We start from the raw sequence: 23,161 nt of genomic DNA on the forward strand, positions 1-23,161 counted from the left end.
AAATCGTATATTCGCCAATCTATAACGAACGACCATGGACCTCGACACCGTCAAGGAACGGGCCGGACCTCGGCAGTTCAGCCCGAAAGACGACATGCCGGAGGAGTACCGGAAGGCGGCGACGCGGATGATTCAGTTCCACGCCAACTCCGAGGTGATGGGCGGGTACCTCGACAAGGTGTTCACGCGCATGGCTCCAAGCCTCGACCGAAAGCTCGCGTGTACGGCGAAGACGCAGGACGAGATCGGCCACGCGCAACTGCTGTACCGCGCTGCCGAGACGCTCGGCGTGAAGACGCGCGAGGAGATGTTAGACGAACTCGAACGCGGCGACGGGAAGTTCCTCAACTGCTTCCACTACCCGGTGAACTCCTGGTACGAGGCGCCGATGATCGACTTCTTCGTCGACGGCGGCGCGATGCGTCGGCAGGCGACGCTCAAGAGCACCTCGTGGGAGCCGTACGCACACGCTATGGACAAAGTGTGCTTCGAGGAAGGGTTCCACGTCAAACACGGCGAGGACATCCTCCGCGAACTCATGCGGTCCTCGAAGGCGAACCAGGAGCGTACTCAGGAGGTGTTCGACACGTGGTGGCCGCGCATCCTCCAGTTCTTCGGGCCAATGAACAGCGAGAGCACGCACAACGACTTCGCCCAGCAGGTCGGGCTGAAAACCGTCTCGAACTCCGAACTCCGGCAGGCGTTCTTGAACGCCTACATCCCGAAAGCCGAGAAGTACGGCCTCGAAATCCCCGACGAACCCCGAATCGAGTACGACGAGGAGACCGGGAGGTACACCGTGGTCGAAGAGGACCTCGACTGGGACGAGTTCTGGACCATCGCCAAGAACGATTACGAGGGCAGTTACGAACAGATCGGGTCGCGTCGCCAGCGCCACGAGGCCGTGGCGTGGGTGCGCGAGGCGATGGACGGCTGGGAGAACGAATCGGCGGGTACGACCCCGCAGGCGGCCGATTAGGATGATCTGGGAAGTGTTCAGACAGGAGAAACCCGGGAAGTACCACCAGCACTGCGGCAACGTCCACGCGCCGGACCGCGAGATGGCGCTGATGTTCGCGCAGATTCAGCACGGCCGCCGCATGCAGACCAACAGCCTCTGGGTCGTCCCGCGCGACGAAATCGGCGAAGTCGACGCCGACGAGGCGAAGTTCGGCGGCACGACCGACAAGGCGTACCGCTGGGCGATGACGTACAACAACGTTGACGCCAGTTTCGCCGCCGAGGTCGAAGAGAGCGAGGACGAACAGCGCGAAGCCGCGAAGAAGCGCGAGGAGGCGCGGTCGTGAGCCGATTCGACGGTCCCACCGACCTCAGCGACCGCGAGCGGGCGACGCTCGAAGAACTGCTGTTCCGGATGGCCGACGACGAGTACGTCGCCGCCGAGCGCTACATCGAGTGGCAGATTTTCGCGCCGACGCTCGAATCCGACCTCGCGCTGGCAAACGTCGCTCAGGACGAGTACGGTCACGCCCGCCTCTGGTACGACCTCCTCTCGGACCTCGGCCACAGCGAGGAGGAACTCATCTGGGAGCGAGAACCCGAAAAGTGGCGACACGCGACGCTCGTCGAACTCGAAACCGAACCCGGCGACTGGGCGGACACGATGGTCCGGACGTACCTCTACGACGTCGCCGAGCAGTTGCGCATGGAAGCTATCGTCGACTCGTCGTACGCGCCGCTGTGCGACCGCGTGGAGAAGGTGCTCGCCGAGGAGTCGTACCACCGCGAACACGCCCAGAACTGGCTCGACCGCCTCGCCGACGAGGGGAGCGAGGAGAGCCGCGCCCGCGTCCAGACCGCCCTCGACCGCCTTTTCCCCCACGCGCTGACGCTGTTCGCCTCCGGCCCCCGCGAGGACGACATCGTCGACCTCGGACTCCGGACCGATACGCTCGCAGACCTCCGCACCGAGTGGCTCGAAATCGTCGTGCCGTACCTCGAATCGCTCGGTCTCGACGTTCCCGAGCCGGACGAGGTCGCGCGCCCGGAGGCGACCGGTCGCGACGGCCGCCACACCGACGACTGGTTCGACCTCTACGAGGAGTTCACGGCGACGTACCGCGAACTCGACTTCGACCGGCCGACCACGCTGCGGGGTGAGGGCGCGTGAGCACCGACGAGTTCGAAGTCGAGGGAGGCGAGTTCGAGTCGGAAGCGTGCGCCTACACCGACTACGAACCCGGCGATGCGCACGACCAGTACCCCAAAACTGGCGACGGTGCGACCGGCGTCGAACGCGACGTGTGGGACGCGCTGTACGAGGTGGAGGACCCCGAGATGCCCGTCAGTATCGTCGACCTCGGTCTCATCTACGACGTGGACGTCGTCGACGATGTCGCGCACGTCGAGATGACGCTCACCTACACCGGCTGTCCGGCGCGCGACATGATTCTCAACGACGTGCGCTGCGCCACGCTCGCCGCCGGCGTCGCCGACGCCGAGGTGACGCTCCGCTACTCGCCGGCGTGGAACGTCGAGATGGTGACCGAACAGGGGAAAGAAGACTTGCGGGAGTTCGGGTTGAGCGTCTGATGCGCTTCGACCCCAGCACCCGCGGCGAAGGGCCGAAAACGGGCGTCGAGTGTCCGTACTGCGGGTCTACGAACACGGTGCGCGACCATCCGAAAGGGCCCGGCCTCTGCCGGTCGATGCACTACTGCGAGGACTGTGAACAGCCGTTCGAGCAGTTCGGCTGACGGCGGAGTCGTCCCCTTTTAATCCTCGGCGTGTCCACCTCCGACCATGACCGAAGACGCGTGGTTCGTCGGCGTCGACCCCGGCGACACCGAGACGGCGGCGTCGCGTATCCGCGAGGGGAGCGCCGACGCGCCCGCCGACTGGCCCGAAGCGGCCGTCGAGAGCGGGTTCGTCGCCAACGAAGACGAGTACTACGAGAGGCTCCGCGCAGCGAGCATCGAGGCCGCACGCAGCGCCGCCGCGGAAGCCGAACGTGCCGACGACAAGCAGCTGATGCACGCCGTCCGCGCGATGGACGATGTCGAACGAACCGCGAACGAACTCGCCGAGCGCCTCGGCGAGTGGGCCGGAAGCCTCTTCGAGGGCGACGGAACCGGAGGCGACACCGACCGCCGCCGAGGTGGAACTGGGGTCGACTACGCCCGCGAACTCGCCGAGATCGAGCCTGAAGACGCCACCGAGGAGCGCGTCGTCTCGCTCGCCGAGCGCGTGGCCGAACTGGCCGCCGAGCGCGACGCGCTTCGGGAGTACGTCGAACGCCGCGCGCCGGAAGTCGCGCCGAACATGGCCGAGATGGCCGGACCGGTGCTCACCGCCCGTCTCATCTCGTTAGCCGGCGGCCTTGAGCCGCTGGCGAAGAAACCGAGCGGCACGGTGCAGGTCCTCGGCGCGGAGGACGCGCTGTTCGCCCACCTCGCCGGACGCGCGTCGTCGCCGAAACACGGCGTCATCTACGTCCACGAGGCTGTCCGCGGGACCCGACCGCAGGACCACGGGTCGGCCGCCCGCGCGCTCGCGGGCAAACTCGTCATCGCCGCCCGCATCGACCACTACAGCGGCGACCTCAAGCCGGAGATTCACGACGAACTCCGCGAGCGGATCGAGACGATTCGCGCCCGCGCCGAGGAGGGAGACGGCGAATGAGCCGACGCGAACTCCCCGAGGGCGTCGAACGCCGCTCGTTCGACGGGCGCGAGCGACTCGCCACGCGGGGCGAGACGGTGTACGGCGAACCGACCGACGACGGCTGGAGACTCTGGGACGCCGGGCGCTCGAAGCTCGGCGCGATGCTCGAACTCGGTATGAAGACCGGTCTCTCGGGCGGCGAGTCGGTCCTCTATCTCGGCGCGGCGTCGGGAACGACGGTGAGCCACGTCGCCGACTTCGCCGGACCGACGTACGCCGTCGAGTTCGCCCCTCGGACGGTCCGTGACCTCGTCGGCGTTGCCGAAGACAGAGAGAACCTATTTCCGCTACTGAAAGACGCCCGCAAACCGGACACGTACGCCCACGTCGTCGAATCGAATCTCGACGTACTCGTGCAGGACGTGGCGACGCGCGGGCAGGCGGACGTGGCGGTCCGTAATCGGCAGTTCCTCGCCGACGACGGACGACTGCTCATGGCGGTCAAGGCGCGGAGCGAGGACGTGACGAGCGACCCAAGCGACGTGTTCGACGGCGTCGTCTCCCGACTCGGCGACGCCTATGAGGTGTTGGAGACGGCGCGCCTCGACCGCTTCCACAGCGACCACCTCGGCGTGGTAGCTCGGCCGCGGTAGCTTGACCGCGGTAGTTCGAGAGCATGGCGGGGTCGCGTGCGAGTTTGTTGACAGTCACACACAGATGCGGTAGCGCGCGACCGGCGCACACCCGGCGTCAGCGGCCGACTTCACGAACTATTTACTTCGAGGTTCCGAAAGGCGGCCAATGGAGGAGTTGGGAACGCGCGAGGCGTTCGACCGGATGGGGACCCTCGGCATCGAAGAGGAGTTTTTCGTCGTCGACGACGCCGGGCGCCCCGCGTCGGCCATCGACGAGTTGGTGTACGGCGACGACCCGCCCGACCCGCTCGGCGGCCGCATCGACCACGAATTGTTTGAGTTCATCGTCGAGACGCAGACGCCGCTCATCGAACGCCCTGCCGAGGCGAGCGACGCGCTCCGCTCGGTTCGCGAGGCGCTCGTCGACCACGCGGAGACCCACGGCTTCAGCGTCGCCGCCGCCGGACTCCACCCCGCGGCGAAGTGGCGCGAACTCGACCACGCGCAGAAACCGCGCTACCGCGCACAACTCGACCGAATCCAGTATCCGCAGCACCGCAACACGACGGCGGGACTGCATGTCCACGTCGGCGTTGACGACGCCGACAAAGCCGTCTGGGTCGCCAACGAACTCCGCTGGTATCTCCCGCTCCTGCTCGCGCTGTCGGCAAACTCGCCGTTCTGGAACGGTTTCGACACGGGGCTTGCCTCGGCGCGGGCGAAGATATTCGAGGGGCTTCCGAACACGGGGATGCCGACCCGATTCGACGATTTCGAGTCGTACGCGCGCTTCGAGCGCCGGATGGTCGAAACTGAGTCGATAAACGATAGAGGGGAACTCTGGTACGACGTTCGACCCCACACCGGCCACGGCACCGTCGAAGTCCGGACGCCCGACGCCCAGCGGGACCCCGAGGTAGTGCTGGCGTTCGTCGAGTTCGTCCACGCGCTGGTCGTCGACATCGCGGAACGGTTCGAGGACAGCGAATCCGCCACCGACATCCGCCGCGAACTCCTCGACGAGAACAAGTGGCGGGCGATTCGACACGGCCACGACGCCTCGTTCGTCGACCGGGACGCGGAGTCGCTCGTCGACCTCGAAACGGCCGTCGACCGCGTCTGCGACCGACTCGACGTCTCGGGCCTGCGCTCGATACTCGACGATGAGAGCGGTGCGAGTCGGCAGCGACGCGTACTCCGCGAGGCGGATATGGATGCGCTCTGCGCGTCGCTCCTGCTCTGAGCCGCTCGTAATTCACAGCAACTGATCTGGCCAAACGCTTTTTCTGACTGTAGTCCCGAGTTCAGACCTAAACACATGTCTGCCGAGGAACCCCCCGACGATTCGCGCAGCGACGAGCGAACGGCTGAGGAGGACGACCAGCCGGCAACTCGGGCACGACTCGGCGAGGGCGCAGACCGTGCTGCGAGCGAGTTCGACCAGAACGTCGTCGACCTGCTCGCGTGGGTGCTCGACACCGAAACGCGGGCGCGGATCTACGTGTACCTCCGTCAGCATCCGAACAGTACGAGCGACGAAGTCGCTGAGGGAACCGAACTGTACCCGAGTACCGTCCGCGAAGCGCTCGCGGAACTCCACGACGAAGACCGGGTGACGCGGCAGAAGCGCGAGAGCGCCGGCGCGGGGAACAACCCCTACGAGTACGAGGCTATCGCGCCGAGCGAACTCGTTCGAAGCGTCGCCGAACAGGTGCAGTCGGAGTTGAACACGGTGTTCAACCTCGACCATCAACTCCGCGACGGGGCAGATGCCGACGCTGCCGACGACGGTTCGACGCCGGTGACCATCACCGTCGACGGGGGGTCGATCGAGTCGAGCGATTCGGACGCCGACTCGGAGTAAGTCGGCGAAGCCGACCTTTTTAAGTGAACCGACGCCAACACGGAGATTATGCACGTTGCGCTCGGCGGGACATTCGACCCGGTCCACGATGGCCACCGCGCCCTGTTCGAGCGTGCGTTCGAACTCGGTGACCTGACGGTCGGACTCACGTCCGACGAACTCGCGCCGCAGACCCGCCACATCGACCGGTACGTCCGCTCGTTCGAGGAGCGACAACGCGATTTGGTGGCCGAACTCGAACCGCTGGCGGCCGAGCACGATCGCGAGTTCGAGGTTCGCGAACTGTCGGAACCGACCGGCATCGCTACCGAACCCGGCTTCGACGTGCTCATCGTCTCACCGGAGACCGAGGACGGCGGCGAGAAAGTCAACGAAATCCGTAGAGAGCGCGGTCTCGACCCGCTCGACATCGAAGTCGTCGACCACGTCGCCGCCGCCGACGGCGAGCGCATCTCCTCGACGCGCATCGTCTCGGGAGAAATCGACCGTCACGGCAACCTCACGCCCGAGCGCGAGGGCCGCGGCAAGACGCCGCCGGAGTAGTTACCTCACCACGACGGCGGGCGGAATCCGGCGTCTTCCAGGATGTTCTTCCAGCGTTTCTGTATCGAGAGCCGAGTCACGTCCATTGCGTCGGCGACGGCGGTCTGGGAGCGTTCCTCCCCTGCGATGAGTGCCCCGGCGTAGAGACTCGCGGCGGCCGTCGCGGGTTTCGAGCGGTCCTCGTCCGGGACGTGGGTGAGAAACAGGTCGGTCGCGTTCGACCGCGATTCCGAGCCGAGGTCGAGGCTGTCGGCGGCCCGTTCGAGGCGGGTCAGCCACTCCTCGTTGTCGACGCGGTCCCGTGCGCGGTACATGTCTTTGTGTTCCCTCTCGGTGGATATAAACCGACCGCGTGGGGGCGGGACGACGCTCCGGGGAACGACAACTTCTTACTGCACTTTCCGTTACTACAAGGTGCGCGTGGGTAGCCAAGCCAGGAAACGGCGCAGCGCTTAGGACGCTGTCTCGTAGGAGTCCGCCGGTTCAAATCCGGTCCCACGCATACGCCTTCGGCGTACCGTCGTACAATTCTCTTGGAGCGTCTATCGGAAGAAAACCCACAAAATGTCGCTCGATAGACCAAATTCACTGCAACGCTGTCCCGTAATGGACGGAGACGAAACTGAACCCAATCGGAACATCATCATCGTCTCCGAACCCAACCGAGAACTGCTCACTGAGAAGGAGCACGTCGACTACTACGAGTACCGTAAATCGCTCCTGACGTGGCTTTTGAAATTCGGCAAGAACCCCCAGCGGGCCAGTGGGTACTCACCGTACTCAGTCTACAGTACCGGGTATCGTACCGCCGCGTTCGACCGCTGGGTGTGGCAACAGGACGGCCACTACGTCGCTCCACCAACGCAAGAGCACGCGAGCGCCTTCATGGAAGAAACCGCCTACAGCGACGTCTCTGACTCCACAAAAGGCAAGCAGTTAGAAATGCTTCGGCGGTACTCCAAGTGGCTTCAGGAGCAACACGGGGCCGACAAATGGGAGTTCCCGTGGACATTCACGAGCGGGGGCGGCAACAACGCACCCAGAGACTTCCTGTCCCTCGATGAACGCCGGAAGATTCGCCAAGCCGCTCTCGCTATGGATGGTAACCCAGCTTACGGTGTGGAGGACACAGACGCACTCGCTGTCACGGACTGTAGCTGGAAATTCACCTCAATCGTATGGACGAGTCTTGACGCCGCGCTCCGTCCAGTTGAGGTTGGGCGGGCGAAAGTTGGATGGGTGGATACCGAAAACGGTGTGCTCCGTATCCCGCGTGAAGAGTCCAGCAAGAACGAAGGGAACTGGACGGTGAGCCTGACCGACCGAACCACCACAGCGTTGAGTCGCTGGCTTGAGGAGCGGGCCGAACACCCCCATTACGAGGATACGGACCAGTTGTGGCTCACCCGCCACCGGAACAAGTACGGTGCGAACGAACTCCGGAGACTCTTACACAAGCTCTGTGACGACGCCGAGATAGACCACACACACCGGCAAATGTCGTGGTACACTATTCGCCACTCGGTCGGGACGTACATGACCAAGGAACGCGACCTTGCCGCGACGAAAGCACAGCTCCGTCACCGGAACGCGAAGACGACGATGAAATACGACCAAGTGCCGGTTGAAGACCGCCGCGACGCACTCAACCGGATGGGATAACCATGCACGAAAACCAACCCTACTCGTTCAACCCGAACCGAATTGAGGAACTGATTGGCGACTACCACCGGGCGACCTCGAACAGCGAGAAGCGCACCATCGAGAATGAAGTGCTCGGGGAAACGGTCTGGCGGGCCGAACGCGGAGACAACGGCGGCCAGTTCACGCTGTCAAGAGACGACTTGATGGCCCTCTACGAGCGGTTGGACGAAGACGATGAAGAAGGCAAGCATGTGATTCAGAAGGCGCTGGTGGACCGCCTGTAGCTGTCGGTCAATTCTTGCCGGAAATTCATGGACAGCGAGAAGCCGTCGAGTAGGTTACTTTCGACGTATGAGACATAAAGGGGGTTAGTAAGAGTTGACTTTCCTGTCTGCTGGGAACCGGGAATTTAGTGTGACACCACTAACACTTATATTGAAAGTCGTTGACTTTACTATAGAATGTCTGACGATGTGTTCGAGTCAGATGGTGGAGAATATAATTGGGGAAGCGGGTACGCGACCCAGTTGCTACGCGATTCGAGGGTCACTGAGAACCTTGATACTATATTTGAACTCTTAAGTATCACACGGCTCCGATACGTCCTCTATTACCTCTATAGTATGGACGACGAGGTTGCCGAGCTTGAAGATGTAGTTCATGCAGTATGTGCGTACGAGGTTGCTGGCACAGAACCAGACGAACCCCCATCACGGGAGCAGGTCAAACTTGATGTACACCATTCGAAGCTACCCCGTCTTGACGAGGCCGGAATCATTGACTACGATTCCCGACAAAATGAACTCCGCTTTTACCACTCACCCTCTCTTGAAGAGTGGCTTGAACATGCTCGGCACATGGAAATAGACTGAACAAATGACATCCTCCCCAGAAACCATCTGGCGGGCTGAACGCGAAGACGGCTCGCCGTGTAGCGTGGGAGAGTTGGGAATTTACGATTGTCGGCCCGCGCCAAGTTGAGGTTACAAACGCCAGCTACGGCTTCCTGAAGGACAACCAACCGGTATGTGGTCAGTGTCGAGGAGCGAGATGGCCGGGCACTTCCTGCTGAGTGCGACTGCCCGGCAGACGTCCACCGTGAACAGACTGTGAGCACAAAGTCGCACTGGCGACCGTAGGCGGCCCAACTGTGTTGAGCGCGGCAGACCGCTGTCTCGTAGGAGTCCGCCGGTTCAAATCCGGTCCCACGCATTTTCTGTCCGAACGCAGTGAGGGCGAAAACCGTTCAGAGCGGATTCTGAACCCTGCAAGTCGCGCGCAGCGAGCCACGTGAGCGAGCACGTCTTGCTCCGGTTCAAATCCAGTCCTACGCATAAACCGGCGCGAGTGAACACGAGCGCCGTGTTTTGTTGTCTGAGGATTTGAAGCAGGGAGTGAAGCGAACGTAGTGAGTGGAACGACCGAGGTTAAAATCCGGTTCCACGCATCTCTACACCCGCGCAGCCATGCGGTTTTTCGCCCGACACATCGACCATGTCAGGGAATCCAACGAACCCCAGCGACAATAGAATAGACGCCGATTTAGACCCCGGTCGGCACATCGTCATTGTCCCATCTGGCGCCAAAGAGTGGCTGTCTGAAAAGCAGTATGTGGACTATCACGGCTACCGTGAACAGTTCCTCAGGTAGCTAGTCGGTTCGGTTATTGCTGGGATCTCCATCACCGTCGCCAGCGCCGAGTGGATTCGCCTTCCCGTCACTCTTCTTTTATGCCAGTTTCTCGGCTATATTCGGAATTCTCTTCACCAGTATCCGAACCGCTGTTGCCGGATTAGCAATTGCTGCGAGTACGGGTAGCATGACACTCACGATCAGAAGTAGTCGTAGCACCGCCGTTCGTCGGTTTGTGTGTGTGGGATGTCATGACCTTCCTCGAGAATAGTTTCACAAGCCCTGGAGATAAATAATATAGACGATTTGATAGAAAGCTCACTTAAGGGGATACTCTCAACAAAAGGACCATTCAATCGCAGAGCGGTCGAAACCCGGAAGACGCTCAGTGACGCCGGTCTGGAAGGCGGACGAACCGCGAAACCCCCGTCGGCTCCGAGAGAACTACGGATACCAAAGAATTTCGCGCCTGTTGTGACGAACTCGACACCGAACTAGCGTAGAACCGACTTCCCCCGGACAAATACCTACGTTAGGGACGAATTGGAGAACAAAATTGAAACAAAACCCGAATTATGTAGACGAACACGAAACGCTTATGAGTGTTACCCGTCTTCGTTGAATCATAATGGCAAACGGTACGGTTGATTTCTTCAACGACACAGGCGGTTACGGCTTCATCACGACTGAGGACTCTGACGACGACGTGTTCTTCCACATGGAAGATGTCGGCGGCGAGGATCTGACGGAAGGAACTGAAATCGAGTTCGACATCGAACAGGCCCCCAAGGGCCCGCGCGCAACGAACGTCGTTCGCGCATAAACTGATACATCGTCGCCTCACGGCGACGCTTGCAACGCATCTTTTTTATCGACGCAACGTTCCGATAGCGCTTCGCTTCGAGCGTTTCTCTCGGTCAGTTTCTCCGTTCTCTCGTCCGAGGGTGCCGAACGGGACGGAATGACTTTCGAGCCGAATCTTCCCCGCGTCAGTAGCCACCTCTTTGCATCCCCGGCGTTGACTGTGTGTATGTCTCGGTACGAAGCCACCTTCGACATCAACTCGAAAAGCGACGCCAACGCCGTTCGCCGCCTCATCGACAGAATGTACGACACGCTCCGCGAGGAATCGCGTGAAATCTACCAGGGCGACACTTCCTCGAACGAGACGCTCGAACAGTTCAAGACGTTACGCGAGGCTGCGAGACGCCAATCGCCCGGCACGCTCACAATCGTCTACGAGCAAGCCGACGAATCATTCGACGATTGACTCGTCGAGACGGCGAACAAGCGGTCTCTCGAACGCAGAAACCGCCGTACAGCGACTGCTGAGGCGCCGTCGCCGGCTCCCCGCCGTAAGCGGGTTTTCTCCTCGCCCCCGACGAGTGAGGGAGCGACTTTTGAGCCGAGTCGGGGTCGAATCACCAAACGGCGGCAGGCACGCGCCACAACTTCTATAGGTGCTCCTTGAGAGGTATCGCTCAATGTCAATGCTGGCTGACTTCTTGAACGACCTCGTCGCCGACGTAGACGGCCTGTTTCTGTTCTCTCCGAGCAGTTCGTTCTACGAACGATTCGAGAACGTCGAGACCGGTCTCGTCGTCGTCGCGCCGCAGAACGCCGTCGACGCCGAGCAGTTCGTCGAACTGCCGCTGGAGTTCGAGAACGTCCGCGACCGCGTTCGCTTCGGCATCGAGGGTGCGATGGACGAGGGACTCGTCGACGGCGGCGACGTCATCGCCTGCGCGCTCGGGACGTTCGGCGAGGACAGCGACACGCTGATCCGGGTCCGCGCCGACGAGAAGATGCACTCGGGGATGTACGACCTGTTCACGAACTCGCGGGCGGACCCGAGCGTCATCCGCGACGTGTTCGAAGTCGCCATCGAACTCGGGAAGAAAGGCCAGAAAGGCAGCCCCGTCGGCGCGCTGTTCGTCGTCGGCGATGCCGGGAAGGTGATGAACAAATCCCGACCGCTCAGCTACAACCCCTTCGAGAAGAGCCACGTCCACGTCGGCGACCCCATCGTCAACGTGATGCTCAAGGAGTTCTCACGCCTCGACGGTGCGTTCGTCATCTCCGACTCGGGCAAAATCGTCTCCGCGTACCGCTACCTCGAACCCGGTGCGGAGGGCGTCGACATCCCGAAGGGTCTCGGTGCACGTCACATGGCGGGTGGCGCGATAACCCGCGACACGAACGCGACGGCCATCGTGCTCTCGGAGTCGGACGGGCTCGTCCGAGCGTTCAAAGGCGGTCGGTTGATACTCGAACTCGACCCGGAGGACTACTGAGATGCAACTGGAGGTGGGACAGATACTCAACGCGATTCGACCCCGGATCTGGCTCGCGCTCGGCGTGCTCGCGCTCGGTATCATGCTCAGTATCATCGTCGGAGCGGTCAACCGCCGCCTGCTCGAACGGGCGGGGCTGGCGGGCGTCATCGAGGGGACCGGATTCGAGCGCCTCGCGCAGGGTCTCGGCACCTCGACGATCTCCATCGTCTCGCAGCTCAGCACGTACTTTCTCATCGGTCTTACCATCGTCGTCGCGCTCACCGTCGCCGACGTCGGCTACACCGACACCTTCTGGACGCGTCTCGTGGCGTTTCTGCCCCGCCTGTTCGTCGCGCTGCTCATCCTCATCGGCGGCATCCTCGTCGGCGACAAGGTCGAATTGCTCGTTGCCGAACGCCTGCGCGGCGTCAAACTCCCCGAAATCGGTCTCATCCCAACGCTCGCGAAGTACAGCGTCTTCTATCTCGCCGTCCTCGTCGCGCTCAGCCAAGTGAACATCAACACGCTCGCGCTCGTCGTCCTCCTCGCCGCCTACGCGTTCGCGCTCGTCGCCTTCACCTCCCTTGCGTTCAAGGACATGCTCTCGTCGGCGGCGGCGGGCATCTACCTGCTGTTGAACCAACCGTACACCATCGGCGACGAGGTCCGCCTCGGCGACCAGTCCGGTATCGTCCAGGAGGTCGACATGCTCGTCACGCGCGTCGAAACCGACAACCGAGAGTACATCATCCCCAACCGCGCCGTCTTCGAAGAAGGCATCGTCCGCGTCTACGACTGACTGTCGTCTCCGGACTCACGCTCCTTCGATTCGTCTGACTCGTTCTCTTCTTTCGTCGCGTCGTCACCGACGCCGCTCCGCGAGACGATTTCCGCGGGCACCCCGGCGACCGTGGCCCCGGGCGGGACGTCGTCGGCGACGAGCGAGTTCGCCGCCACCTGCGCGCCCGCACCGATGCGAACGCCCGGCAGGACGACCGCACCGGCGCCGATCATCGCCCGTTCGCCGACGACGACCTCACCCGTTCGATACTCGTCTTGGAGGAACTCGTGGCAGAGAAGCGTCGCGTCGTAGCCGACGATGGCGTGGTCTTCGACCGTTACGAGATCGGGCCAGAACACGTCCGGCGTCGACTCCAACCCCCACGAGACGCCGTCGCCGACGGTGACGCCGATGCGTCGGAGGAGCCAGTTTTTGAGCCGAAGGCTCGGCGAAACGCGCGCGGCGACGATGGCAGCGTAGTTGCGAGCGACGACGAGCGGTGAGCGCGCGTCCGTCCACGACTGGAGGGAGTTGCGCGGTCCCGGCGTGGGATGTCTCGTGAGTCGGTCGTGCCGTGATTCTGCGTCCGTCACGGCGCGTGCTTTCGCTCGGCGGCTAATAAAGCGGTAGGAACATTCGGGTTATCGACCGACCGGTGCGCTCGAACACTCGGCCAGTCGGTCATTTAACCGTCCGACCAGTTGACCACTCGTCCGCTCAGACGCTCGTATCCTGTTCGGCGAACGAGAGGCACCAGTCGGCGCGGTCGGCGAGATGCCGACCGCCGACGGTCCACTGCGTCTCGTCTTCGGGGACCAACGGTCGAGCGACGACCGGCGTCGGGGACCCCCTGATCGACATCGGGAAGCGGTCGTTGCGGAAGAAGTTGAGCCGAGAGAGCACCGTCGGAGGAATGGTGTCTTCCGCGACGGCGACGGTGTCGACGTAGTCGTGGTCGTCGATTGCGACGCGGAGAAGACGGTCGAACGCCTCACTTTCGGCCTCCGCGTCGACTATTGGCAGCGCGTCGAGAATCTTTGTCGTCGTGATGCCGTGCGAAGCCTGCGTACAGGTGACGATGCTCGCGACGAGTTCGCCTTCGCGCTTGGCGGTGTACGCCACGGTGTCCCACTGCGGGTTCGCGAAACGCCAGTCGTAGAACGCCTCGGTCCGCGGGGCGTGGAGTCGCGGCGACACGGCGGATTCGTAGAGGGCGGCGAGGCGCTTCGACGGGATATCGGCGTGCCGCGTCACGGTCACCTCGTCGTCGCTTCTTCGGCGCGCGGCGGCGAGCGTCGCCGCGTCGCGTGCGCGGTAGCCAGCCGCCGAGAACGCGTCGGCGAGCGGTCCCATCCGCTTCGCGCGGTCGGATTTAAGGAACGCCGAGGGTTTCTGGATGCGGTACGCCGTCGCCACCTCGCCGACTTGGACCCAGCCGAGTTTGAGAAACGCGCCGATCGCCGCCTGGTTCGGGAAGTTGAAGATGAACGAGGGACCGGCGTCGGTATAGTGGTCGATGGCCGCCTCCGTGATGCGCGTCAGCAGGCCGTTGCGTCGGTGGTCGGGGTGGACCATCGCGTCTGCGGGCTGGAGGGCCGACACCGTCTCGCCGCCGCCGCAGATCTCGAAGGAGATGAACGGCTCGGCGCCAACGATTTCGCCGTCTTTCTCTGCGAGAAACATCCGAACCTCGTCGGTGTGCGGGCCGCCGTAGCGCCAGTTGAACCACTCGGGCGTGCGAGCTTTCTCGAACACTTCTTCGTACAGGTCGAGAAACTGGTCGCGGTCGGCTGGCTCGTACCGACGGACGACGTAGCCGTCTTCCGCCGGTGTCGCTTTACTTTGAGGCGATACGTGTCCCATGTGGCCTCGCATTTCACAGCTAACGGTTTTGTTATGTCCTCCGTACCGAACGTAAGCGGGTGCATGAACGGCGGGTTGGAACTCTCATCATCGGCCCGCCTCCGCCACGAAATCGTCCTCCCAGCCGGTTTATCAACCCCGTAACTGGGACATGTGGTCGACGCGCCGCTCGACCAATTCCGCGGTGCCGATGTCGTGGCGGATGCGGAGTCCATCGCCCGCCGCCGTGAGCGCGTCCGCCGCGACGGCTTCCGCTGCCGCGATGGTGTCGCCGAGACCGACGATGGCGAACGACCGGGACGTGCTCGTGTACAGTCCGTCCTCGCGCTCCTCGACGCTCGCGTAGAACAGTAGGCCGTCGCCGGCCCGCGTCACGCTCTCTTCGTCGACTTCGATTCGCGCGCCCGACTCGGGGTTGGTCGGGTAGCCCTCCGGCACAGCGTACTTGCACACCGTCGCCGTCGGCGCGAACTCAAGCGCGGGAAGGGGGTTGTCGTCGCGAGCGGAGACGAGCACGTCGAGGAACGGCGTCTCGAGTACGGGCAACGTGTTCATCGCCTCCGGGTCGCCGAACCGGGCGTTGAACTCGACGACGCGGACGCCGTCGGCCGTGAGCATGAACTGCCCGTAGAGAACGCCCCGGTAGTCGGGCAGCGCCGAGACGACGGACTCCAGAACGTCGACGGCCTCGTCGTAGTCGCCGTCGTCCATGAACGGCAGGAATCGCTCGGCGTCGCTGTAACTGCCCATCCCGCCGGTGTTCGGTCCCTCGTCGCCCTCGTAGGCGCGCTTGTGGTCCTGGACGGCGGGCGTCGGCCGAACCTCGCCGTTGGCGACAAACGCCTGCACGGTGAACTCCTCGCCGACGAACCGCTCCTCGATGACGACCTGTTCGTACTTCTCGGTGCGGAGGTACTTTTTCGCCTCCTCTTTGGTCACCTGGTCGCCGGTCACTTTCACGCCTTTCCCGCCGGTGAGGCCGGCGGGCTTGACTGCCACGTCGCCATCGTACTGGTCGATGTACGCGCAGGCTGCTTCGATGTCGTAGAACGTTTCGAAGTCGGGACAGCCGAGAACGTCGTTTTCGACCATGAACCGGCGCTGGAACGCCTTGTCCGTCTCGATGCGGGCGTCCATCTTCCGCGGGCCGAACGCGTAGACGCCGACGTTTTCGAGCGCGTCGACGACGCCCGCCGCGAGCGCGGATTCGGGACCGACGACGGCGAGCGTCGCCTCCACGTCCTCGGCGTAGTGGACGATGGCGTCGGCGTCCGCCTCGTCGACTCGCTCGAAGCCCTCGGCGAGCGCGTCGATACCGGGATTTCGGTTGCTCGCGCAGGCGTACAGGTCGCAGTCCTGGGCGAGCGACTGGGCGATTGCGTGTTCGCGGCCGCCTCCGCCGATGAGAAGCACCGTCTCCGTCATACGACGACGTGCTACGCACGAGAGTGTAAACCTTGTTGCTTCGCACGCCGCGGTGTATGCATTTTCGTGTATACTCTTCGAACGAGTCGACCGCCTACGTCAGGCGACGCTTTGTTCGCCGGAGCGCACGGCTTTTCCCTCTCGTGGCCCGTACAACACGTATGACCGACCCGACGGGCCGAAACCGCCTCGACGAGGAACAGTCGCCGTACCTCCGGCAGCACGCGGAAAACCCCGTCAACTGGCAGCCGTGGGACGACGCGGCGCTCTCGGCCGCCCGCGAGCGCGACGTGCCCATCTTCCTCTCCATCGGTTACTCCGCCTGCCACTGGTGTCACGTGATGGCCGACGAGAGCTTCGAAGACGACGCCGTCGCCGAACTGCTCAACGAGGAGTTCATCCCGGTCAAAGTCGACCGCGAGGAGCGGCCGGACCTCGACGGCGTCTACCAGAGCATCTGCCAGCTCGTCTCCGGGCGCGGCGGGTGGCCGCTCTCCGTCTGGCTCACCCCCGAGGGCAAACCGTTCTTCGTCGGCACCTACTTCCCGCCGGAGTCGCGTCAGGGGATGCCCGGCTTCCTCGACCTCCTGCGCGACCTCTCGCGGTCGTGGGAGGACGACCGCGAGAAGATCGAGAACCGCGCCGATCAGTGGACTGCGGCCGTCCGCGACGAGTTAGAGGATACCCCCGACTCACCGGGCGAGATGCCGGACGACGAACTGCTCGGCACGGCGGCGCAGGCAGCGCTTCGGAGCGCCGACCGCGAGTACGGCGGCTTCGGCAGCGGCGGCCCGAAGTTCCCCCAACCGACGCGCCTCGGCCTGTTGATGCAGACGTACGCTCGGACCGGTCGGGACCAGGCGCTCGCCGTCGTCACCGAGACGCTCGACGCGATGTCGACCGGCGGCCTGTACGACCACGTCGGCGGCGGCTTCCACCGCTACGCGACCGACCGCGACTGGACCGTCCCGCACTTTGAGAAGATGCTGTACGACAACGCCGAACTCCCGCGCGTCTACCTCGACGCCTACCGCCTCACCGGCCGCCCCCGCTACGCGACGGTAGCCCAGGAGACGCTCGCGTTCGTCGAGCGCGAACTCACCCACGACGAAGGAGGATTCTACAGCACGCTCGACGCGCAGAGCGAAGGCGAAGAGGGTAAGTTCTACGTGTGGACGCCCGAGGCGGTCCGCGACGCCGTCGACGACGAGACGACGGCCAACCTCGTCTGCGACCGCTACGGCATCACCGAGCGTGGGAACTTCGAGAACGGCACCACTGTCCTCACGCTCTCTGCTCGCATCGAGGAACTCGCCGAGGAGTACAACATCGACGAGGACGAGGTCGAAGAACGACTGTTGGACGCGCGAACGGCGCTGTACGATGCCCGTGAGGAGCGCGAACGCCCTGCCCGCGACGAGAAGATTCTCGCGGGGTGGAACGGACTGATGATATCGGCGTTCGCCGCGGGCACGCAGACTCTCGATCCGGCGCTCGCGGCGACGGGCGAGGCGGCGCTGTCGTTCGTCCGCGAACATCTCTGGGACGACGACGAGAAACGACTCTCGCGGCGGTTCAAGTCGGGCGACGTGAAGGGCCCGGGCTACCTCGAAGATTACGCGTTCCTCGCCCGCGGGGCGTTCGACCTGTATCAGGCGACCGGCGAGGTGGAACAGCTCTCGTTCGCGCTAGACCTCGCGCGGACCATCGAAGCCGAGTTCTGGGACGCCGAGGAGCAGACGCTCTACTTCACGCCCGAGAGCGGCGAGGCGCTCGTCGCCCGCCCGCAGGAGCGCCGCGACCAGTCAACGCCGTCGAGTCTCGGTGTCGCCGTCGACGTGTTGCTCGATCTGGACTACTTCGCGCCCGACGCCGAGTTCGGGCGTATCGCCGAGGAGGTGCTGGCGACGCACGCGAACCGCCTCCGCGGGAGTCCGCTCGAACACGGTTCGCTCGTGCTCGCGGCCGAGAAACACCGCCGAGGCGCGCTCGAACTCACCGTCGCGGCCGACAAACTGCCCGACGACTGGTGGGAGGTCCTCGCTGGGAGGTACCTCCCGGCGACGATTCTGACGCGCCGCCCCGAGACGGACGCCGAACTCGACTCGTGGCTCGAAACGCTCGGCGTCGACGAGGCGCCGCCCATCTGGGCCGGCCGCGAGGCCGTCGACGGCAACCCGACGGTGTACGCCTGCGAGAACTTCACCTGCTCGCCGCCGCAGACCGATATCCGGTCGGCGCTAGACTGGGCACTGGCGAACGAGAACTGAGCGACGCGTCGTTCGGGCGGTCGTGGACGACTTACGCGGTCTGTTCGACTTCTTCGAGTCGCTCACCGAGGTACGCCGTCGCCGGAACCGGCTCGTCTTCGACGTACCGCGCCACCTCTTCGCCGTCCTTCTCTACCACGATGGTCGGAATCAACTCGATGCCGTACTCCTCGACCTGCGGACCGCGCTTGCTGCCGTCGTCGTTCTTCTCGACGGGGAACTCCTTAATTCGCTCCTCGGGGACGCCCGCCTCCCGGAGCGCCGCGGCGAAGTCGGGTAGTTGGTGGCGACAGTCCTTGCACCAGTCGCCGCCCCAGACTTTGAACGTCAACCCATCCTGCCCGAGCGCGGCGACGGCGTCTTCGTAGCCCGCGGGACTCCACGTCGGGTTCGGCTCCATCGTGTTCAGTTCCATCGGCTGGTCGTTGGCGGTGGAGGGGTTTAATCGCCTCGCTGGCGGAGATTCTGCGCGCACGACCGCTCCAGGAACCCGGGCTGGTGATTCGTGCGGCGGAGACAGTGTCGAACGTTGCCGGTGTCCGCCAGCGGTTTACGTCACAATCGCTTACTTGACGCCAATGGACGCGAGCATCCTCGATACTATCGGCTCGCCGCTGGTACAACTCCAGTCGCCAGAGGGCGCGACGGTGGCGGCGAAGATAGAGTCGAAGAACCCCGGCGGTTCGGCGAAGGACCGGCCGGCGCTGGCGATGGTCGAGGCCGCAGAGCGCGACGGAACGCTCTCGCCCGGCGACGAACTCGTCGAACCAACGAGCGGGAACACGGGTATCGGTCTGGCGGTCGTCGCCGCCGCGAAAGGCTACGACATCACTATCGTGATGCCAAAGTCGAAGTCGCCCGAGCGCCGCCGGATTATGAAAGCCTACGGCGCGAGCCTCGAACTCGTCGACGGCGACATCTCCGACGCGAAGGCGCGCGCCGACGAACTCGAAGCCGAAGGCAGGATGGTCCAGCTCCGCCAGTTCGAGAACGAGGCGAACCCGGAGGCGCACTACCGCACGACGGCCGAGGAGATTCTTGAACAGGTCGAGGGCCGCGAGGTCGACGCGCTCGTCGCCGGCGTCGGCACCGGCGGCACCCTGTCGGGCCTCGGCCGCCGCCTCCGCGAGGAGTTCCCCGCGATGGAGGTCGTCGCGGTCGAACCCGAAGACAGCGCCGTCCTCTCCGGCAGAGAGCCGGAGGGCGACAGCTTTCAAGGGATGGGTCCGGGCTTCATTAGCCCGAACCTCGACACCGACCTTCTGGACGACGTGATAACCGTCTCGCTCGACGACGCCGAGGCCGAGTGTCGCCGCCTCGCCCGTGAAGAGGGAATCTTGGTCGGTCAGTCGAGCGGCGCGTCGAATCTCGCCGCCCAGCAGGTCGCCGAGCGCCTCGCGCGACCCGACCTGAACTGTCCGGAGGTTCCGGACGCGGTGACGCAGCGCATCGAGGCGGACGGCGGGACCGCGGCCCCCACCGACTACGACGACTGCCCGCTCGTGGTCACCGTCTTCTGGGACAGCGGCGAGCGCTACATGTCGACGGGGATGTTCGACGGTGGACCCCGCGCCACCGACGGTGGGTCGCCGTAACCTCCCACCTCTCTGTCTCACGTTTCCCTACTCCGACGACAACCGCCACAGCGTCGAGGAGTACTCCTTGCCGGGTTCCGGGCCGCCGGAGACGGCGTACAACTGGCCGTCGATGGCCGCGACGCCGAGTCCGTGTCTCCCCTCCGGCATGTCGGGATACTGCTCCCACGAGTTGCTCTCGGGGTCGTACCCTTCGACGGTCGCCTGCGTCCCCTCGGGTTTCTCGCCGCCAAGGACGAACACCTTGCCGCCCATCGCCGCGCCGTTGACGCCGCCACGCTCGGAGGGCATCGGCGTCAACTCCGTCCACTCGTTGCTCCGGGGGTCGTACGATTCGTTGGCGCTCAGCTCCTCGCCGAACTCCCTGCGACCGCCCACGACGTACAGCTTGCCACCGACCGCACCCGAGGTGAGGTGGTTTCGAGCCGTCGGCATGTCCGGTCCCTTCGACCACTCGTCCGCTTTCGGGTCGTAGATTTCGAGCGTCGCTTTCACCCCGCCGACGATACCACCTTTCGTGTAGCCGCCGGCGACGTACGTCTTCCCGCCGACGAGTTCGGCCGTCGGCGCGCCGCGCCCCGTCGGCATCCGCGCTCGCTCCGCCCACGAGTCGCTCTCGGGGTCGTACGCGTACGTCGTCGCCACCGACTTTTCGGCCTCCGTGTATCCCCCGAAGACGAGGATCCGTCCTCGATGGGCGACTGCCTTGACGTGGTGTAGCGCCCGCGGCAGCGCCGCGGCGCTCCGCCAAGAGTCCTCCTCTGGGTTGTAGACGGCCACCGCGCCGGTGACGCCGTCGGGGACGTAGCCGCCGATGACGTACAGTTCACCGTTCAGCGCGACGGCTTCGACTTCCGTCCGCTCTGGTCCCGGCATCGGCGTCAGTTCGGTCCAACGCAGCTCTCCCGCGCTCGCTGTCTCCTGAGTCGGCGCGTTGGTTTGTGCCGGTTGGTCGGACTGTCCCGACCCGTCGGTCCCGTCCGGTTTGTCGGACTGCGCGCCCGTCGCTCCCGAGGCGTCGTCCCGATTAGTGCACCCGGCGAGCGCGACGGCAGCCACCGCTGTACCGCGTCGGATGAATTCTCGTCTGTTCGTGCTCACAGTTTGCTCTCGACACTCGTACAGCGAAACCACCCAAGGTTATGTCGCGCTTACTGGCCGCTTTCGCCGCAGAACTCGCCGGTTGGCTCCGACTCCGACGAGCTGCCGTACCGGTTCGGGCGCTCGACTGCTCGGCTTCGGACTACTCGCCGAACTCGGATTCGGTCACGCGAACCCTCAGCGTCTCGTCCACGTCGTAGAGGTCGTAGTCGGGGACCCGTCCGTCGACACGCGCGAGGTACATCGGGTCGAGCAGTTCGTCGTCGTCGACGCCGTACACTTTCAGGTAGCGGTCGGTCTCCTCGGGTCGGATATCGCCCTCGCGGACGGCCGTCGCGAGTTTCCGCGAGAGCCACTCCGTCTCGCTGATGCTCGGCGATTTGACCAGCGCGTCGTCGGCGAAGCGCACGAGGTACCAGTTGAGGTCGTTGAGCAGCGAGACAGCCGCGCCGACGCTCACCGTCTCCAGTTCGAGGCTGTTGCGGTACGGTTCGTGGAGGTCGTACGTCGCGAGCGCCGCCCGCGCAGTCTCCCGCGATAGCAGTTCGTACCGGAGGTTTACCTCGGGCGCGCCGATTAGACAAACCCGCGTCACGGCTGTAGGTACCCCGTGACGGCTATAGGGATTCCGGTCCCAGCTCCGGCCGTTCCGGGTCCCGTCTCGGTTCGACCTCGACCACGCGCGCCTCCCGCGCCGCGTCCTCGGCCCGCGACAACAGAGCCTCCGGCTCCGCCGCCTCTACGTCCGCGAGCGCGGCGTTCGTCTCCGGGCGCGACGGCGCGACGCGCTCGCAGCCTACGGGAAGCGTCGAATCGTCGTACGTTCCGATTCGCCGCGCCTGCGCGACGATGTCGGATTTGTCGCGCGTCAGAAGCGGCCGATACACCGGAACTGTGGTCACCGCGTCCGTGACGGCGAAGTTCGGTCCGGTCTGACTCGACTTCTGTCCGAGCGACTCGCCGGTGACGACGGCGTGCGCGCCCAGTTCCTTCGCCACCGTCTCGCCGATTCTGAGCATCGTCCGGCGGAGCGAGAGCATCCGCGTCGCCCCGACTTCGGCGGCGAGTTCGGCCACGAGGCCGCCCGCCGGGACGACTCGCGGACGAACGTCGAATTCGGGCGCGAACGCCGCGAGGCGGCGCATCGTCGACACCGCCCGAGCCTCGTGGTCCGGCCCGCCAAACTCCCCGAGGTCGACGTAGACGGGGACGACGACGCAGCCGCGTTTCATCACCTCCCACGCCGCGACGGGCGAGTCGATACCGCCGCTGACGAGCGCCACCGCCTTGCCTTGCGTGCCGAGCGGGAGGCCGCCGGGTCCGCCACGCTCATTCGTCGAGACGAACGCCTCGTCCTCCCGCGCTTCGATCCGGTAGGTCACGTCGGGATCGTCGAGGTCGACCGACGCGCCGGTTCGCTCCTCGACGGCCGCGCCGCCGACGCGTTCGAGTTCCCGACTGCCGAAGTCGTGCGCCGACTTCGCTCCGGCGCGAGAGACGCGGACAGCGAACGATCTTTCTTCCGTTTGTTCGCCCGCAAGCGACTCCAGCACGCCGACGAGCGTCTCTCGGTCGGGTGCGCAGGTGACCGCAGGTCGGGCGGTGACGACGCCGAAGGTGTCGGTGGCGGCGTCGGTGGCGGCCTCCACCTGCTCGGGATTTCGGAGGTGAATCAGCGGCCGCGACCATCGGCGCTCCACCTCGGCGTCGACGCCGCGGGCGTCGAGCATCGCCGCGAGGTTCGAGACGAGCGTCCGCTCCATCCGGCCGCGGACTTTCGAACTCTTGGTGCCGATTTCGCCGTAGGAGACGACGACGGTGTCGCGTTCGAGGGCCACGGGTTCCACTACCGGAGGCTATCCGGTCGGAGGATAAGAGGGTTCGCACCTCGAGTTCCCCGTCTGTCGC

27 protein-coding genes and 1 tRNA gene are annotated in these 23,161 nt (G+C 64.5%); 20 read left to right on the plus strand and 8 right to left on the minus strand.

Translation table 11 applies throughout. The features are described 5' to 3' along the window. Positions 1 to 34 precede the first annotated feature (34 nt). The 10 genes from paaA to LAQ58_RS05935 all read left to right on the plus strand — a co-directional run bounded on the left by paaA (position 35) and on the right by LAQ58_RS05935 (position 6,666). The gene (gene paaA, locus LAQ58_RS05890) at positions 35 to 979 is read left to right on the plus strand and encodes a 1,2-phenylacetyl-CoA epoxidase subunit PaaA (RefSeq protein WP_224449673.1); all 945 of its coding nucleotides are present in this window, start codon (positions 35 to 37) and stop codon (positions 977 to 979) included. Position 980: 1 nt separating this feature from the next. Then, positions 981 to 1,307 (plus strand): 1,2-phenylacetyl-CoA epoxidase subunit PaaB, encoded by a 327-nt coding sequence (paaB, locus tag LAQ58_RS05895; protein WP_224449674.1) that lies wholly within the window; start codon positions 981 to 983, stop codon positions 1,305 to 1,307. Next, complete coding sequence (gene paaC, locus LAQ58_RS05900) at positions 1,304 to 2,131, plus strand: 1,2-phenylacetyl-CoA epoxidase subunit PaaC (RefSeq protein WP_224449675.1); 828 nt, start codon at positions 1,304 to 1,306, stop codon at positions 2,129 to 2,131. The genes paaB and paaC overlap by 4 nt, the downstream gene beginning before the upstream one ends. Next, positions 2,128 to 2,553 (plus strand): 1,2-phenylacetyl-CoA epoxidase subunit PaaD, encoded by a 426-nt coding sequence (gene paaD / locus LAQ58_RS05905; protein ID WP_224449676.1) that lies wholly within the window; start codon positions 2,128 to 2,130, stop codon positions 2,551 to 2,553. The genes paaC and paaD overlap by 4 nt, the downstream gene beginning before the upstream one ends. Continuing rightward, positions 2,550 to 2,717 (plus strand): 1,2-phenylacetyl-CoA epoxidase subunit PaaE, encoded by a 168-nt coding sequence (paaE, locus tag LAQ58_RS05910; RefSeq protein WP_317988546.1) that lies wholly within the window; start codon positions 2,550 to 2,552, stop codon positions 2,715 to 2,717. Before paaD ends, paaE begins: the two co-directional genes overlap by 4 nt. A 46-nt stretch (positions 2,718 to 2,763) precedes the next feature. Continuing rightward, positions 2,764 to 3,642 carry an NOP5/NOP56 family protein gene (locus LAQ58_RS05915; RefSeq protein ID WP_224449677.1) on the plus strand — a complete coding sequence of 293 codons (879 nt, stop codon included), beginning with the start codon at positions 2,764 to 2,766 and terminating at the stop codon, positions 3,640 to 3,642. Beyond that, positions 3,639 to 4,277, plus strand: coding sequence for a fibrillarin-like rRNA/tRNA 2'-O-methyltransferase (locus LAQ58_RS05920; protein WP_224449678.1), 639 nt, complete (start codon positions 3,639 to 3,641; stop codon positions 4,275 to 4,277). The genes LAQ58_RS05915 and LAQ58_RS05920 overlap by 4 nt, the downstream gene beginning before the upstream one ends. A gap of 148 nt (positions 4,278 to 4,425) precedes the next feature. Continuing rightward, complete coding sequence (locus LAQ58_RS05925; RefSeq protein WP_224449679.1) at positions 4,426 to 5,502, plus strand: glutamate--cysteine ligase; 1,077 nt, start codon at positions 4,426 to 4,428, stop codon at positions 5,500 to 5,502. Between the two features lie 75 nt (positions 5,503 to 5,577). After that, a complete protein-coding gene (locus LAQ58_RS05930) occupies positions 5,578 to 6,123 on the plus strand; it encodes a helix-turn-helix domain-containing protein (protein WP_224449680.1) in 546 nt (181 codons plus the stop codon). A 48-nt stretch (positions 6,124 to 6,171) separates the two neighbouring features. Further along, positions 6,172 to 6,666 (plus strand): phosphopantetheine adenylyltransferase, encoded by a 495-nt coding sequence (locus LAQ58_RS05935; RefSeq protein ID WP_224449681.1) that lies wholly within the window; start codon positions 6,172 to 6,174, stop codon positions 6,664 to 6,666. A 5-nt stretch (positions 6,667 to 6,671) separates the two neighbouring features. Here LAQ58_RS05935 and LAQ58_RS05940 read toward each other — a convergent pair whose 3' ends face one another. Further along, positions 6,672 to 6,980, minus strand: coding sequence for a cyclin family protein (locus LAQ58_RS05940; RefSeq protein ID WP_224449682.1), 309 nt, complete (start codon positions 6,978 to 6,980; stop codon positions 6,672 to 6,674). 104 nt (positions 6,981 to 7,084) lie between these two features. Here LAQ58_RS05940 and LAQ58_RS05945 point away from each other — a divergent pair. From LAQ58_RS05945 to LAQ58_RS05980, 8 genes are all read left to right on the plus strand, one after another. Then, positions 7,085 to 7,168: transfer RNA gene (locus tag LAQ58_RS05945), tRNA-Leu, on the plus strand. Positions 7,169 to 7,272: 104 nt separating this feature from the next. After that, positions 7,273 to 8,328 (plus strand): tyrosine-type recombinase/integrase, encoded by a 1,056-nt coding sequence (locus tag LAQ58_RS05950; protein ID WP_224449683.1) that lies wholly within the window; start codon positions 7,273 to 7,275, stop codon positions 8,326 to 8,328. Between the two features lie 2 nt (positions 8,329 to 8,330). Beyond that, positions 8,331 to 8,594, plus strand: coding sequence for a hypothetical protein (locus LAQ58_RS05955; protein ID WP_224449684.1), 264 nt, complete (start codon positions 8,331 to 8,333; stop codon positions 8,592 to 8,594). A gap of 177 nt (positions 8,595 to 8,771) precedes the next feature. After that, on the plus strand, positions 8,772 to 9,182 hold the full coding sequence (locus LAQ58_RS05960) for a DUF7344 domain-containing protein (RefSeq protein WP_224449685.1): 411 nt from the start codon (positions 8,772 to 8,774) through the stop codon (positions 9,180 to 9,182). A 1,388-nt stretch (positions 9,183 to 10,570) separates the two neighbouring features. Beyond that, positions 10,571 to 10,765, plus strand: coding sequence for a cold-shock protein (locus LAQ58_RS05965; protein ID WP_224449686.1), 195 nt, complete (start codon positions 10,571 to 10,573; stop codon positions 10,763 to 10,765). A gap of 207 nt (positions 10,766 to 10,972) precedes the next feature. Beyond that, positions 10,973 to 11,212 (plus strand): hypothetical protein, encoded by a 240-nt coding sequence (locus LAQ58_RS05970; protein ID WP_224449687.1) that lies wholly within the window; start codon positions 10,973 to 10,975, stop codon positions 11,210 to 11,212. A gap of 214 nt (positions 11,213 to 11,426) precedes the next feature. Then, positions 11,427 to 12,236, plus strand: coding sequence for a diadenylate cyclase DacZ (gene dacZ / locus LAQ58_RS05975; RefSeq protein WP_224449688.1), 810 nt, complete (start codon positions 11,427 to 11,429; stop codon positions 12,234 to 12,236). Position 12,237: 1 nt separating this feature from the next. Beyond that, positions 12,238 to 13,017 (plus strand): mechanosensitive ion channel domain-containing protein, encoded by a 780-nt coding sequence (locus tag LAQ58_RS05980; RefSeq protein WP_224449689.1) that lies wholly within the window; start codon positions 12,238 to 12,240, stop codon positions 13,015 to 13,017. Here the strand turns inward: LAQ58_RS05980 and LAQ58_RS05985 are convergent. The 3 genes from LAQ58_RS05985 to purD form a co-directional block, all read right to left on the minus strand. Further along, the gene (locus LAQ58_RS05985) at positions 13,008 to 13,592 is read right to left on the minus strand and encodes an acyltransferase (RefSeq protein WP_224449690.1); all 585 of its coding nucleotides are present in this window, start codon (positions 13,590 to 13,592) and stop codon (positions 13,008 to 13,010) included. The two genes, LAQ58_RS05980 and LAQ58_RS05985, sit on opposite strands and share 10 nt — an antisense overlap. Positions 13,593 to 13,716: 124 nt before the next feature. Beyond that, positions 13,717 to 14,862, minus strand: a complete 1,146-nt coding sequence (locus LAQ58_RS05990) for a GNAT family N-acetyltransferase (RefSeq protein ID WP_224449691.1) — start codon at positions 14,860 to 14,862, stop codon at positions 13,717 to 13,719. A gap of 132 nt (positions 14,863 to 14,994) precedes the next feature. Further along, positions 14,995 to 16,287: a phosphoribosylamine--glycine ligase gene (purD, locus tag LAQ58_RS05995; RefSeq protein WP_224449692.1), complete on the minus strand. Its 1,293-nt coding sequence runs from the start codon at positions 16,285 to 16,287 to the stop codon at positions 14,995 to 14,997. 161 nt (positions 16,288 to 16,448) lie between these two features. On the opposite strand from purD, the gene LAQ58_RS06000 reads away from it, so the two are divergent. Beyond that, a complete protein-coding gene (locus LAQ58_RS06000; protein ID WP_224449693.1) occupies positions 16,449 to 18,557 on the plus strand; it encodes a thioredoxin domain-containing protein in 2,109 nt (702 codons plus the stop codon). Positions 18,558 to 18,588: 31 nt separating this feature from the next. On the opposite strand, the gene LAQ58_RS06005 is transcribed toward LAQ58_RS06000, so the two are convergent. Then, positions 18,589 to 18,972: a TlpA family protein disulfide reductase gene (locus LAQ58_RS06005; RefSeq protein ID WP_224449694.1), complete on the minus strand. Its 384-nt coding sequence runs from the start codon at positions 18,970 to 18,972 to the stop codon at positions 18,589 to 18,591. A gap of 163 nt (positions 18,973 to 19,135) precedes the next feature. On the opposite strand from LAQ58_RS06005, the gene LAQ58_RS06010 reads away from it, so the two are divergent. Further along, positions 19,136 to 20,152, plus strand: a complete 1,017-nt coding sequence (locus LAQ58_RS06010; protein ID WP_224449695.1) for a PLP-dependent cysteine synthase family protein — start codon at positions 19,136 to 19,138, stop codon at positions 20,150 to 20,152. A 27-nt stretch (positions 20,153 to 20,179) separates the two neighbouring features. Here LAQ58_RS06010 and LAQ58_RS06015 read toward each other — a convergent pair whose 3' ends face one another. The 3 genes from LAQ58_RS06015 to thiI all read right to left on the minus strand — a co-directional run bounded on the left by LAQ58_RS06015 (position 20,180) and on the right by thiI (position 23,100). Next, positions 20,180 to 21,211, minus strand: a complete 1,032-nt coding sequence (locus LAQ58_RS06015) for a Kelch repeat-containing protein (RefSeq protein ID WP_224449696.1) — start codon at positions 21,209 to 21,211, stop codon at positions 20,180 to 20,182. A gap of 184 nt (positions 21,212 to 21,395) precedes the next feature. Next, a complete protein-coding gene (locus tag LAQ58_RS06020; protein WP_224449697.1) occupies positions 21,396 to 21,848 on the minus strand; it encodes a DUF5804 family protein in 453 nt (150 codons plus the stop codon). A gap of 22 nt (positions 21,849 to 21,870) precedes the next feature. Continuing rightward, positions 21,871 to 23,100 (minus strand): tRNA uracil 4-sulfurtransferase ThiI, encoded by a 1,230-nt coding sequence (gene thiI / locus LAQ58_RS06025; RefSeq protein ID WP_425490692.1) that lies wholly within the window; start codon positions 23,098 to 23,100, stop codon positions 21,871 to 21,873. Positions 23,101 to 23,161: the final 61 nt, after the last annotated feature.

The sequence above is a fragment of the Haloprofundus salilacus genome, assembly GCF_020150815.1.
In the GTDB taxonomy this organism is placed as follows: Archaea; Halobacteriota; Halobacteria; order Halobacteriales; family Haloferacaceae; genus Haloprofundus; species Haloprofundus salilacus.